Source organism: Rhizomonospora bruguierae, from assembly GCF_018397995.1.
Taxonomy (GTDB): Bacteria; Actinomycetota; Actinomycetes; order Mycobacteriales; family Micromonosporaceae; genus Rhizomonospora; species Rhizomonospora bruguierae.
The window spans coordinates 67,592-80,337 of record NZ_BBQH01000020.1 but is presented as its reverse complement, the minus strand read 5'-3'; the positions used below and the strand labels follow the sequence as shown (position 1 = coordinate 80,337).

12 protein-coding genes and 1 pseudogene are annotated in these 12,746 nt (G+C 73.8%); 6 read left to right on the top strand and 7 right to left on the bottom strand.

From position 1 onward, the window contains the following. The first annotated feature begins 15 nt into the window (after window positions 1-15). The 3 genes from KJS59_RS11470 to KJS59_RS11460 are packed head-to-tail and all read left to right on the top strand — an operon-like array spanning window position 16 to window position 2,778. A complete protein-coding gene (locus KJS59_RS11470) occupies window positions 16-816 on the top strand; it encodes a DeoR/GlpR family DNA-binding transcription regulator (RefSeq protein WP_213452818.1) in 801 nt (266 codons plus the stop codon). Next, a complete protein-coding gene (galT, locus tag KJS59_RS11465; RefSeq protein ID WP_213452817.1) occupies window positions 813-1,940 on the top strand; it encodes a galactose-1-phosphate uridylyltransferase in 1,128 nt (375 codons plus the stop codon). Before KJS59_RS11470 ends, galT begins: the two co-directional genes overlap by 4 nt. Before the next feature lie 10 nt (window positions 1,941-1,950). Further along, entirely contained in the window at window positions 1,951-2,778 is an 828-nt protein-coding gene (locus tag KJS59_RS11460) for an alpha/beta fold hydrolase (protein WP_213452816.1), read from the top strand. Window positions 2,779-2,862: 84 nt separating this feature from the next. Here the strand turns inward: KJS59_RS11460 and KJS59_RS11455 are convergent, their stop codons facing one another. Continuing rightward, the gene (locus tag KJS59_RS11455) at window positions 2,863-4,077 is read right to left on the bottom strand and encodes an NADP-dependent isocitrate dehydrogenase (RefSeq protein WP_213452815.1); all 1,215 of its coding nucleotides are present in this window, start codon (window positions 4,075-4,077) and stop codon (window positions 2,863-2,865) included. 83 nt (window positions 4,078-4,160) lie between these two features. Between KJS59_RS11455 and KJS59_RS11450 the strand changes: the two genes are divergently transcribed. Further along, window positions 4,161-4,973 (top strand): MBL fold metallo-hydrolase, encoded by an 813-nt coding sequence (locus KJS59_RS11450; RefSeq protein WP_213452814.1) that lies wholly within the window; start codon window positions 4,161-4,163, stop codon window positions 4,971-4,973. A gap of 198 nt (window positions 4,974-5,171) precedes the next feature. Here KJS59_RS11450 and mdh read toward each other — a convergent pair whose 3' ends face one another. Together mdh and KJS59_RS11440 are read right to left on the bottom strand one after the other, a co-directional pair. Then, window positions 5,172-6,122, bottom strand: coding sequence for a malate dehydrogenase (mdh, locus tag KJS59_RS11445; RefSeq protein WP_213452813.1), 951 nt, complete (start codon window positions 6,120-6,122; stop codon window positions 5,172-5,174). Between the two features lie 44 nt (window positions 6,123-6,166). Beyond that, on the bottom strand, window positions 6,167-7,048 hold the full coding sequence (locus tag KJS59_RS11440) for a bifunctional methylenetetrahydrofolate dehydrogenase/methenyltetrahydrofolate cyclohydrolase (RefSeq protein WP_213452812.1): 882 nt from the start codon (window positions 7,046-7,048) through the stop codon (window positions 6,167-6,169). 151 nt (window positions 7,049-7,199) lie between these two features. Here KJS59_RS11440 and KJS59_RS11435 point away from each other — a divergent pair, with 151 nt between their 5' ends. Continuing rightward, window positions 7,200-7,658, top strand: coding sequence for a hypothetical protein (locus KJS59_RS11435; protein ID WP_213452811.1), 459 nt, complete (start codon window positions 7,200-7,202; stop codon window positions 7,656-7,658). Between the two features lie 2 nt (window positions 7,659-7,660). Here KJS59_RS11435 and purH read toward each other — a convergent pair whose 3' ends face one another. Both purH and purN read right to left on the bottom strand, forming a co-directional pair. Further along, complete coding sequence (gene purH / locus KJS59_RS11430; protein WP_213452810.1) at window positions 7,661-9,226, bottom strand: bifunctional phosphoribosylaminoimidazolecarboxamide formyltransferase/IMP cyclohydrolase; 1,566 nt, start codon at window positions 9,224-9,226, stop codon at window positions 7,661-7,663. Continuing rightward, window positions 9,223-9,834, bottom strand: coding sequence for a phosphoribosylglycinamide formyltransferase (purN, locus tag KJS59_RS11425; RefSeq protein WP_213452809.1), 612 nt, complete (start codon window positions 9,832-9,834; stop codon window positions 9,223-9,225). The genes purH and purN overlap by 4 nt, the downstream gene beginning before the upstream one ends. A 214-nt stretch (window positions 9,835-10,048) precedes the next feature. On the opposite strand from purN, the gene KJS59_RS11420 reads away from it, so the two are divergent. Further along, a complete protein-coding gene (locus KJS59_RS11420) occupies window positions 10,049-10,315 on the top strand; it encodes a CD225/dispanin family protein (protein WP_213452808.1) in 267 nt (88 codons plus the stop codon). A 94-nt stretch (window positions 10,316-10,409) separates the two neighbouring features. Here KJS59_RS11420 and KJS59_RS11415 read toward each other — a convergent pair. Continuing rightward, window positions 10,410-11,661, bottom strand: a pseudogene (locus tag KJS59_RS11415) (cell division protein PerM); the annotation flags it as partial. Between the two features lie 188 nt (window positions 11,662-11,849). Further along, window positions 11,850-12,737: a succinate--CoA ligase subunit alpha gene (sucD, locus tag KJS59_RS11410; protein ID WP_213452807.1), complete on the bottom strand. Its 888-nt coding sequence runs from the start codon at window positions 12,735-12,737 to the stop codon at window positions 11,850-11,852. Window positions 12,738-12,746 lie beyond the last annotated feature (9 nt).

The window sequence follows — 12,746 nt, the reverse complement described above, 5'->3', positions numbered from 1 at the left end:
TCGACGGGGCCGCACATGCTCGCCCAGCAGCGGCAGGACGCGATCCTGGCGCGGGTGCGCGCGACCGGCGGCGTGCGGGTCAGCGACCTGGTGGCGGAGTTCGGCGTCTCCGACATGACCATCCGGCGGGACCTCGAGGCGCTCGCCGACCGGGGCCTGCTCGCCAAGGTGCACGGCGGCGCGACGCGGGTGCCGGCCGGCGCCACGGACGAGCCCGGCTTCGCCGCCAAGTCGGCCCGGCAGCGGGCGGAGAAGGCGGCCATCGCGGCCCGGGCGGCCCGGCTGGTGGCGCCCGGGACGGCGATCGCGCTCTCCGCCGGGACGACCACCGCCGAACTGGCCCGCCGGCTGGTGGACGTGCCGGGGCTGACCGTGGTCACCAACTCGGTGCCGGTGGCGGACGTGTTCCACCGCGCCGACCGTCCCGACCGGGCGGTGATCCTGACCGGCGGCGTGCGCACCCCGTCCGACGCCCTGGTCGGTCCGGTCGCCGTGGCCGCGCTCCGGGCGCTGCACGTCGACCAGGTCTTCCTCGGGGTGCACGGGATGACCGCGCGGGCCGGCTTCACCACTCCCAACCTGCTGGAGGCGGAGACCGACCGCGCCCTGGTGGCGGCGGCGGAGCGGCTGGTGGTGGTCGCCGACGCCACCAAATGGGGCACGGTCGGCATCGCGTCCATCGCGCCGCTGGCCGCCGCGCACGTGCTGGTCACCGACGCCGGGCTGGCCGGGCCGGTGCGGGCCCAGATCGCCGAACTGGGCACCCGGTTGCTCCTCGCCGACATCGCCGAGCCGGAAAGGCGGCACCGCCCATGAAGCGCACCCCCATCACGCTCGCCGACGGGCGTCCGCTGATCTACTTCGACGAGCGCGACGACGCCGTCCGGGAAACCGTGGACCGCCGCGACCTGCCCCCGCCGCCGCCCGCCTCCCAACTGCGGTACGACCCGCTGACGGACGAGTGGGTGGCGGTCGCCGGGCACCGGCAGAGCCGCACGTTCCTGCCGCCGAGCGACGAGTGCCCGCTGTGCCCGTCCACGCCGCGGCACCGTGGCGAGATCCCGGCCAGCGACTACGACGTGGTGGTCTTCGAGAACCGCTTCCCCTCGTTCAGCGACCGGACCGTCGACAGCGACGCCGGTGAGATCACGCCCCTGGTGCCGACGGGGTCCGGCGGCGGGCGGTGCGAGGTGGTCTGCTTCACCGCCGACCACGACGCGTCGTTCGCCACGCTGGGCCCGCGGCGGGTCCGCACCGTGGTGGACGTGCTCGCCGACCGCACGGCCGAACTGTCCACATTGCCCTCGGTCGCGCAGGTGTTCTGCTTCGAGAACCGGGGCGTCGAGATCGGCGTGACCCTGCACCACCCGCACGGCCAGATCTACGGGTACCCCTTCGTGGCGCCCCGGACCCGCGCGATGCTCGACGCCGCGCGCCGGCACGCGGAGCGCACCGGCCGGAACCTGTACGCGGACGTGCTGGCCGCGGAGCGGGCGGCCGGCGAGCGGGTGGTGGGCGCGAACGAGCACTGGACCGCGTTCGTGCCGGCGGCCAGCCGCTGGCCGTTCGAGGTGCACCTGGCCCCGCACCGGCAACTGCCGGACATCCCCGCGCTCAGCGACGCCGAGCGGGACGCGTTCGGCCCGCTCTACCTGGACGTGCTGCGCCGCTTCGACCGCCTGTTCGGCACGCCGATGCCGTACATCTCGGCGTGGCACCAGGCGCCGGTCCGCCCCCACCGGTCTTCCTCGGGATCTGCCGGCTCCGCCGGCCCCGGACACTCGGCTCGCGAACTGTCCTATTTGCACCTACAGGTGGTCAGCATCCGGCGGGCGGCCGGCAAGCTGAAGTACCTGGCCGGCTCGGAGTCCGCGATGGGGGTGTTCATCAACGACGTGCCGCCGGAGTCGGCGGCGCGGATGCTGCGCGACGCGGGCTAGATTCTGCTCCATGGACGACCGCGGGGGCGACGGGGCGGGGTGCGACCTGGCGGTCCGCCGCCGGGAGGGCGAGCGGGCGCCGGCGTTCCTCCTGGTCCACGGGCTCGGGTCCAACGCCAGGCTCTGGGACGAGGTGGCCGCCGAGTTGGCGGCCGCCGGCCACGCCACGTACGCGGTGGACCTGCGCGGGCACGGCCAGTCGCCGCCCGCGCCGCCGGGGTACGAAACGGGGGCGGCCGCCGCGGAGGTGGCCGCGTTCTGCGACGCGACGGGCCTGCACGGCGTGGTCGCGGTCGGCCACTCCTGGGGCGGCGACGTGGTGGTCCGGCTCGCCGCGGCCCGCCCGGACCTGGTCGCCGCCGTCGGTCTGCTCGACGGCGGCTGGCTGGACCTGCGCGCCCGCTTCGGCACCTGGGAGGAGTGCTTCGCCGCGCTGCGGCCGCCGCAGGTCCGCGGCCTGCGCGCCGAACAGTTGGCGGTGCGGTTGCGCGCCCGCAACCCGGACTGGTCCGCGGCGGCGGTCGCGGCCACCGTGGCGAACCTGCGGCAGCGCCCGGACGGCTTCCTCGAACGGCCGCTGCCGATCGACGCGCACATGGTGATCGTCCGCGGCATGTTCGACGACCCGCCGCGCGGCTACCACCCGGCGGTCAAGGTCCCGGTGCTGGCGCTGCCGGCGGTACCCGCCGACGACCCGACCGCCGTGCCCGCGGTCCTGGCGGCCACCACCGGCCTCGCGGCGGTCATCATCAAGCCGTACCCGGGCGGCGACCACGACCTGCACGCCCGGCACCCGAAGCGGGTCGCGGCGGACCTGCTGGAGCTGGCCCGCTCGTAAGTGGGCTACCGGCACCGACGACACGCCCGGCGGTGCCCACCGGTCGCTGACCGGGTGGCGCCGCCGGGCGTTCGTGCGCCGGGGTCAGCCCAGCTTCTTGGCCAGGTTGGCGTCCAGGGCCGCCATGAACTCGTCGGTGGTCAGCCACGGGGCGTCGCGCGAGATGAGCAGCGCCAGGTCCTTGGTCATCTGGCCGCCCTCGACGGTCTCGACGCAGACCCGCTCCAGCGTGTTCGCGAACTCGGTCACCGCCGGGGTGCCGTCCAGCTTGCCGCGGTGGGCCAGGCCCCGGGTCCAGGCGAAGATGGACGCGATCGGGTTGGTCGAGGTCTTCTCGCCCTTCTGCCACTGCCGGTAGTGCCGGGTGACCGTGCCGTGCGCGGCCTCGGCCTCGACGGTGCGCCCGTCCGGGGTCATCAGGACCGAGGTCATCAGGCCGAGCGAGCCGAAGCCCTGGGCGACGGTGTCGGACTGCACGTCGCCGTCGTAGTTCTTGGCGGCCCAGACGAAGCCGCCCTCCCACTTCAGCGCGGCGGCGACCATGTCGTCGATCAGCCGGTGCTCGTAGGTCAGCCCGGCGGCCTCGAACTCGGCCTTGAACTCGTTCTCGAAGACCTCGGCGAACAGGTCCTTGAACCGCCCGTCGTACGCCTTGAGGATGGTGTTCTTGGTGGACAGGTACACCGGGTACTTGCGGTCCAGGCCGTACCGGAACGACGCCCGCGCGAAGTCGCGGATCGACTCGTCGAAGTTGTACATGCCCATGGTGACGCCGCCGCCGGGGAACTTGGCGACCTCGAACTCCATCGGCGCGGAGCCGTCGTCCGGGGTGTAGGTGAGGGTGACGGTGCCCGGGCCGGGCACCACGAAGTCGGTGGCCTTGTACTGGTCGCCGTGGGCGTGCCGGCCGATGATGATCGGCTTGGTCCAGCCGGGGACGAGCCGCGGCACGTTCGACATGATGATCGGCTCGCGGAACACCACGCCGCCGAGGATGTTGCGGATGGTGCCGTTCGGCGAGCGCCACATCTTCTTCAGGTCGAACTCGGCCACCCGCGCCTCGTCGGGGGTGATGGTGGCGCACTTGACGCCGACGCCGTGCCGCTGGATCGCGTTGGCCGCGTCGACCGTCACCTGGTCGTCGGTCTCGTCCCGGTACTGGACGGACAGGTCGTAGTACTCCAGCTCGACGTCGAGGTACGGCAGGATCAGCTGCTCCCGGATCTGCTTCCAGATGATCCGGGTCATCTCGTCGCCGTCGAGCTCGACGACCGGGTTCTCCACCTTGATCTTGGCCATCGGCCGGCGCTCCTCTCGCGGACATGCTCAAGCAGTACGAGCGTACTGCATATGGTCGTGGCGGCGCGTGGCAGGATCGGCGGGTGCCCACCACGCGCGCCCTCGGCCCGGTCACCGTGATACCCCTACCGGACGGCGAGGGCACCTTCCCCGATCCCCGCACGGCGATGTTTCCCGAGGCCACACCGGAATTGTGGGCGGCGGCGGACGCGCTGGACCCGGGTGCCGTCACGCCGGGGGGCGAGTGGTACCTGCGGTACCGGTGCTTCGCGCTGCGCCTGGAGAGCGGCCGGATCATCCTCGTTGACGCCGGCATCGGCCCGGCCGACTCCCCCGCCGCGACCTGGGCGCCCGTGCCCGGCCGGCTGCCCGCCGAACTCATGGCCGCCGGCATCGACCCGGCGGACGTGGACACGGTCGTGCTCACCCACCTGCACACCGACCACATCGGCTGGGCGGTGATCGGGGAGCCTGGCGTGCCCTACTTCCGCAACGCCCGGTACCTGATGCAGGCCGTCGAGGTGGGGGCGATCCGGGCGGGCAGCGAGCACCTGACGCGCCGCCTCCTCGCGCCCCTCGGCGCGCAGCTCTCCACAGTGGACGGGAGGGAGCGCTTGGCGCCGGGCATCAGCGTCGTGGCCACCCCCGGGCACACGCCGGGGCACCAGTGCGTGCTGCTGGAACACGGCGAGGACGCCATCCTGTTCACCGGCGACCTGCTCGTGCACGCCATCCAGGTCATCGACCCGGAGCTGGCGTACGGCGGCGAAACGGACCCGGCCGCGGCCCGCGACTCCCGCCTCGGCATGCTGCGCGACCTGGCCGGGCGGGGCGGCGAGACGCTGCTCGCCACCCCGCACCTGACCGAACCGTTTACGACACCCACGGAACGGTGACACCGGCGGCACACAGCCGCTCGGGCGTCGATGTCGGTGACCACGAACGCGAGAAGCCACCGCGGTCCGGGTGGGCGAGGCGGCCGGCGCCGCCATGAACGCGGCGTACGACCCGACGCGCGCCTACGCGTTCGGGCTGGAGCGGGTGCTCGACGGGCTCGGCGTCCTCATCGGGCCGTCGAGCCCGCCGGCTGACGGTCACATCGACGCGACATCCGCCTGCTTCGCGCGGACCGCCTCGGCGGCCTCCTTCAGCGAGGCCAGTTCCGCGTCGGTGAGGTCGGTCGCCACGACCTCGGTGACGCCGGTCGCGCCGAGCTTCGCCTCGACGCCCAGGTACACGCCGGAGATGCCGTACTGCCCGTCCACCCAGGCGCACACCGGCATCACCGCGCCGGAGTCCTCGGCGACCGCCCTGGCCATCCGGGCCGCGGCCGCGGACGGGGCGAAGTACGCCGAGCCCGTCTTCAGCAGCGCGACCACCTCGGCGCCGCCGTTGCGGGTCCGGACCACCAACTCCTCGATCTTGTCGGCCGGGAGCAGCTCGGACAGCGGCTTGCCGTGCACCGTGCAGCGCGAGGGCACCGGCACCATCGTGTCGCCGTGCGAGCCGAGCGTCAGGGTCTTCACCGACGCCACCGGCACCGCCAGCGCCTCGGCGACGAAGTGGCTGAAGCGGGCGGTGTCCAGCATGCCGGCCTGGCCGAGCACCCGGTTCTTCGGGAACCCGGTGGCGATCTGGGCCAGCGCGGTCATCTCGTCCAGCGGGTTGGACACCACGATCACCACGGCGTTCGGCGCGTACTTCGCGACGTTCTCCGCCACCTGCCGGACGATCTTGGCGTTCACGCCGAGCAGGTCCATCCGGCTCATCCCCGGCTTGCGGGGCAGCCCGGCGGTGATGACCACCACGTCCGAGCCCTCGATGACCTCGTAGCCCTCGCCGTTGCGCCCGGTGGTCTGCCCGATGACCTTCGTCTCGAAGCCCTCGATCGGCCGCGACTGGTTGAGGTCCAGCGCCAGGCCCTCGGGCTTGCCCTCGATGATGTCCGTGAGGACCACGGTGTCGAACACGTCGTACTCGGCGAGCCGCTGCGCGGTGGTCGACCCGTAGAAGCCGGCGCCGACGACGGTGACCTTCTTGCCCATGGTGGTGTGACTCCTGTTCGGGGCGTGATTATGTCCGGACCGTATCAGTTGGCCCGTGCCATGGCCCTGTCTCGTTCGGCACGTTCGACGACGTTGGTGAGCAGCATCGCCCTGGTCATCGGGCCCACGCCGCCCGGCATCGGCGCCACCGCGCCGGCCACCTCCACCACGCCCGGCGACACGTCGCCGGTGTACCGGCCCTTGCCGTCGGCGCCCACGACGCGGGTGATCCCGACGTCCACGACGACCGCGCCCGGGCGCACCATCTCCGCGGTCAGCAGGCCGGGCATACCCGCGGCGACGATCACCACGTCCGCGGTACGGGTGTGCGCGGCCAGCTCCCTGGTACCCGTGTGGCAGAGGGTCACCGTGGCGTTCTCCGACCGCCGGGTGAGCAGCAGCCCGAGCGGACGCCCCACGGTGGTACCCCGGCCGACCACGGTCACCTCGGCGCCCTTGAGCGGCACGCCGTACCGGCGGAGCAGTTCCACGATGCCGCGCGGCGTGCACGGCAGCGGGCCGGGGTAGCCCAGCACCAGCCGGCCGAGGTTCACCGGGTGCAGGCCGTCCGCGTCCTTGTCCGGGTCGATCAGTTCCAGGATCCGCTGGGTGTCCACCTGCGCCGGCAGCGGCAACTGCACGATGTACCCGTGGCAGGCCGGGTCGGCGTTCAGCTCGGTGACCGCGGCCTCGACCTCCGCCTGCGTGGCGGTGCCCGGCAGGTCCCGCCGGATCGAGGCGATGCCCACCTCGGCGCAGTCCCGGTGCTTGCCGGCCACGTACGCCTGCGACCCCGGGTCCTCGCCGACCAGGATCGTGCCCAGCCCGGGCACCACCCCCCGCTCGGTGAGCGCCTTCACCCGCGCCCGCAGCTCCTCTTTGATCGCCGTAGCGGTCGCCTTGCCGTCCAGAACCATGGCCGTCACGCCCCCATCCTTCCACTCGCCCCCGGCCGCCATGACGGCACCGTACGAGGTGGTGACCTGGGCGCATCCGGCCATCGGGAACCGGCGACGGGCCCCGAGGCTCTGCCACCGCATGAGGCGGATCCCGGCAGGTCTTGTGACGGTGGGTCTTGTGACGGTGCTCACCGGCTGCGACGCGGCGGGCCCGCCCGAGGCGCCGCCGCCCAGCACCACCGAAGCGCCAAGCCCCACCATCGCGGGTCCCGTGCCGGGCCAGGAGTGTCCGACCACCCCGCAGGCGGCCCCGGAGGCGCACGGCGGCGGTCCGGGCACGGACCTGTGGGCGCTGTTCTTCTTCCGGGAGGGGGAGGGGCCGCTGCGCCGCGACGCCGAGATCAAGGTCGTCTGGCGGATGACCGGCGCCGGCGACCTGACGATGACCGCGACCGGGCCGAACGGCGCGGTCACCGGGCCGGCCTGGGGGCCGGAGAGCCACGGCGGCAGCACCTGGAAGCGCCCCGGCGACGAATGGGGCACCGGATGGACGTTCCCGGCCGCCGGCTGCTGGACGATCACCGCCAGGCGCGCGACGACCGGAACGGCGAGCCTCGTGGTGCGGGTGGCGCCCTGAGGTCAGTGGTAGAAGTGGCGGGTCCCGGTGACGTACATCGGGATGCCCGCCTCGGCCGCCGCGGCGATGACCAGGTCGTCACGCATCGAGCCGCCGGGCTGGACCACCGCGCGCACGCCCGCGTCGATCAGCACCTGGAGGCCGTCCGGGAACGGGAAGAAGGCGTCCGAGGCGGCCACCGATCCGGCGACCCGCTCGCCCGCACGGGCGACGGCCAGGCGCGCCGAGTCGACCCGGTTGACCTGGCCCATACCGACGCCGACCGTGGCCTCGCCGCTGGCCAGCAGGATCGCGTTGGACTTCACCGAGCGCACCGCGCGCCAGGCGAACGCCAGATCCCGCAGCGCCTCCGCGTCCACCGGCGAGCCGGTGACCAGCCGCCAGGCGGCGGGGTCGTCGCCGGGCGCGTCCACCCGGTCCGCCGCCTGGACCAGCACGCCGCCGCTGACCTGCCGGAACTCCGAGCCGGCCGGCCGCCACGACGGGGCGACCAGCAGCCGCACGTTCTTCCGGCTGGCCAGCACGGCCACCGCGCCGTCCTCGTAGGACGGAGCGACGACGACCTCGGTGAACACCTCCGCGATCTGCTCGGCCAGCGCGACGGTCACCGGGCGGTTGACCGCGATCACGCCGCCGAACGCGGAGACCGGATCGCAGGCGTGCGCCTTGCGGTGCGCCTCCGCCACGTCCATGCCGACGGCGATGCCGCACGGGTTGGCGTGCTTGATGATCGCGACGCACGGGTCGGCGAAGTCGTGCGCCGACCGCCACGCCGCGTCGGCGTCCACGTAGTTGTTGTAGGACATCTCCTTGCCGTGCAGCTGCTCCGCCTGCGCCAGACCGGCCGGTGCCGCCGGGTCGGTGTAGATCGCCGCCCGCTGGTGCGGGTTCTCCCCATAGCGCAGCACCGCCTGGCGCCGCAGCGCCAGCCCGGCGAACGCCGGCCACCGCTCGTCCGACGGGGCCAGCTCCCGCGCCGTCCACTCGGCCACCGCCACGTCGTACTCCGCGATCGTCGCGAACGCCCGCGCGGCGAGGACCCGGCGCTGCGCCAGGTCGAAGCCGCCCTCGGCGAGCGCCTGCTCGACCAGCGGGTAGTCGGCGGGATCGGTCACCACGGCGACGGACGGGTGGTTCTTCGCCGCCGCCCGCACCATCGCCGGGCCGCCGATGTCGATCTGCTCCACACACTCGTCCACGCCCGCGCCGGAGGCGACCGTCTCGGTGAACGGGTACAGGTTGGACACCAGCAGGTCGAACGGCTCGATCCCCAGCTCGGCGAGCTGCTCGGCGTGCGCCGGCAGGCGCAGGTCCGCCAGCAGGCCGGCGTGCACCCTCGGGTGCAGCGTCTTGACCCGCCCGTCCAGGCACTCCGGGAAGCCGGTCAGCTCCTCCACCCGGGTCACCGGCGCGCCGGCCGCCTCGATCGCCTTCGCGGTGCTCCCGGTCGAGACGATGCGCACCCCGGCCCCGTGCAGCGCCCGGGCCAGTTCGGGCAGGCCGGTCTTGTCGTACACGCTGACCAGCGCGCGTCGGATCGGCCGGCGCCCCTCGCCCGGGTCCGTCATGGGATGGTGACCTTCCTTCCGGTGATGGTCCAGCCCTCCCGCACCAGCCGGCCCACGTACTCGACCAGTTGCGCGCGCTCGGCCTGCTTGATCCGTTCGGTGAGGCTGTCCTCGGTGTCGTCCGCCAGCACCGGGACGGCCACCTGGGCGATGATCGGCCCGGTGTCCACCCCCGCGTCCACGAAGAACAGCGTGGCGCCGGCGAGCTTCACGCCGTACGCGAGCGCGTCCCGGGGTCCGTGCATCCCGGGGAACGCCGGCAGCAGGGCGTTGTGTGTATTGATGTAACGATCGCCGAACTCGGCGAGAAACGCCGGACCGACCAGCTTCAGGAAGCCCGCGGAGATGACCAGGTCGGGCTCGTGCCCGGCGACGTGCCGGGTGAGCGCGGCGTCCCACCCGGCCCGGTCCGGGTACTCCTTCACAACGTCCACAAAGGTGGGTATGCCCCGTTCGGCGGCCCGCTCGACGGCGACGGTTCCGTAACGATCGGCGCCCACCGCCACCACCGCCGCGCCGTACCCGGGGTCGGCGCAGGCGTCGAGGATGGCCTGTAGGTTCGAGCCGCCTCCGGAGACGAGAACGACGAGGCGGGCGGGGTCCGTCACCCCCGCACTCTAAACGAGGCCGCTCGGCCGCCCGCGCGCCGGGTTCCGCCCGCCCGAACCGGGATCACCCAGCTCACAAGGGGTGTCGGGAAGCCGACCGTACCCCACGGATTCGAAATGACCATGTACGCTGCCGGTTCCCTGGGCCGCGCGCCCGGGAGCGCACCCCCTCGGAACAAACCATGACAAGCCATTAGCAAGGAGTCAGTCCGCCATGCAGCCTGGCAGCCCGCCGCCGGTCGACAACAACATGACGATGTCGATCGTCTCCATCTTCCTGTTCTGGCCGCTGGCGATCCCGGCCATCATCAACGCGTCGAAGGTCAACCCGCTGCTCCAGCAGGGCGACTACGCCGGCGCCCAGCAGGCCGCCACCGAGTCGCGCAAGTGGTCGAAGCTCGCGCTCATCATCGGCCTGGTCTGGTACGGCCTGTGGATCGTCTGCTGCATCGGCTATTTGGTCCTGATAGCCGCCAGCTGAGCCCTGCCTCGCGGACCCGGCCGGAGTGCTCCGGCCGGGTCCGTTCGCGTCTACGGGCCGCTCAGGGCGGCGAAGGGCCGGCGGAACGCCTCGGTCAGGTCCGTTCGCGTCCACGGGCCCGGTCAGCGGCGGCGGGGGCGAAGGACTGGGCGACGACGCCACCGAGCAGGGCACCGACCGCGATCACGCCGGCGCCGACCAGGGCCACCGGCAGCGGGGCGGGGCCGATCGAGGCGAGCCGGCCACCGCCCAGGGCGCCCGAGGAGGCGACCGCCGCCAAGCCCAGCAGCACGCCGGCCACCGGGCCGGTGACGAGCGCGGCACCGACGAGGCCGCCCCAGTCGGTCACGCCCCGCCCGCGCCTGCGGCTGGCCAGCAGCCAGCCCGCGACCATGCCGGCGACGAGCGGGGCGCCCAGCAGGAGCGTCCCACCCATCGGCAGCGGCCCGGACGGCAGCGCCGCGAACAGCGGGATGGCCGGCAGGGCACCGAGGGTGACCGAGGTGGCGCTGACGCCCGTGCCGGCGCCCACGGCGAAGCCGGGGCCGACCAGGTAGGCGGCGGCCCACGCGGCCAGGTTCGGCGCGTACGCCGCGCAGATCAGCGCGATGCCCGCCTGGCCCGCGACGCCGGTGCGGTAGGCGGCCAGGACATCGCTGGCGGGCCCCCCGCTCAGCGCCAGCGCGACCCCGGCCAGCGCGGCGCCGGCCCCGAGGAGCACGAGCACGGCGACCAGCCCGGTGCGCATGCCGTCCCGCAGGACGCGCGGGGTGCGCAGGCCCAGCACCAGCAGCGAACCCGTGCAGCGCAACGCGCCCAGGCTCCCGGCGAGGAAGGCGAACACGGCCAGGGTGAGCCCGGCGCGCCACGGCGCCACGGCCATCCCCGGCCCGGCGGCCAGCGCCGCGGCCAGCGCGCCGATCCCCCCGTACCCGATGGCGACGGCGACCCCGGCGGCGAACGCGGCCGGGACGGAGCCCGAGCGGCGGGCACCCATCGCGCGGGTGACGTGCACCCCGGCGTGCGACACCCGCCAGGCGGCGAGCACCGCGACCGCGAGCGGGACGAGGCCGAGCGGGCCGGCGGCGGTCTCCAGCGCGACCCCGTGGGCGAGCAGCCAGCCGGCCGCGGCGACCCGGAGCGCCCCGGGCGCCGACGACTCGCCGCCGGCCGTGGCGACCAGCACCAGCCCGGCCGCGACCGGCAGGTACGAGGCGAGCGCCGCCCACACCGAGGCGACGGCGGCGGCCACGGGCAGCGGCGCGTGCCGGCGGCGGGCCGGGCGGCGCGGGGCCCCGCCACGCTGGTCGGGCAGCCGGACGCCCTCCCGGTAGACCTCCTCGGCCGGCGGCACGGTCTCCCGGTGGTCGGCGGGCAGGGTCGGTCGCGCCGCCTCGCCGCGGCCAGGGTCCTGCCCGGTGCCTGCCATCAGCGCCTACTTTTCCACGCTTCGCCGGTCGCGGCCGCCCCGACACATGCGAAAGAGCCGGCCGCCCTTCGCTCGCGCGGGGCGACCGGCCCTTCGGATACCCGATCAGGCGCCGCGCATGATCTCCCGCATCAGGTTGGCGGTCTCCGTCGGCGTCTTGCCGACCTTGACGCCCGCGGCCTCGAGGGCCTGCTTCTTCGCGTCCGCCGTACCGGCCGAGCCGGAGATGATGGCGCCCGCGTGGCCCATCGTCTTGCCGGGCGGCGCGGTGAAGCCGGCGATGTAGCCGACCACCGGCTTGGTGACGTTCGCCCCGATGAACTCGGCGGCACGCTCCTCGGCGTCGCCGCCGATCTCGCCGATCATCACGATCGCGTCCGTCTCCGGGTCGTCCTGGAAGGCGGCCAGCGCGTCGATGTGGGTGGTGCCGATGACCGGGTCACCACCGATGCCGACGCAGGTGGAGAAGCCGATGTCGCGCAGCTCGTACATCATCTGGTAGGTCAGGGTGCCGGACTTGCTGACCAGGCCGATCCGGCCCACCCCGGTGATGTCGGCGGGGATGATGCCGGCGTTGCTGGCCCCCGGCGAGGCGACGCCGGGGCAGTTCGGGCCGATGATCCGGGTACGCCCGCCCTTGCCGGCGTTGTACGCCCAGAACGCGGCCGTGTCGTGCACCGGGATGCCCTCGGTGATGACCACGGCCAGCGGGATCTCGGCGTCGATCGCCTCCATCACCGCGCTCCGGCAGAACGCCGGCGGGACGAAGATGACCGTCACGTCCGCGCCGGTCTCCTTCATCGCGTCACCGACGGTGGCGAACACCGGCAGCGCCCGGCCGTCGAAGTCGACGGTCTGCCCGGCCTTGCGCGGGTTGGTGCCGCCGACCACGTTCGTGCCGGCGGCGAGCATCCGGCGGGTGTGCTTGGAGCCCTCGGAGCCGGTCATCCCCTGCACGATGACCTTGGAGTCCTTCGTCAGCCAGATCGCCATGTTCTCAGC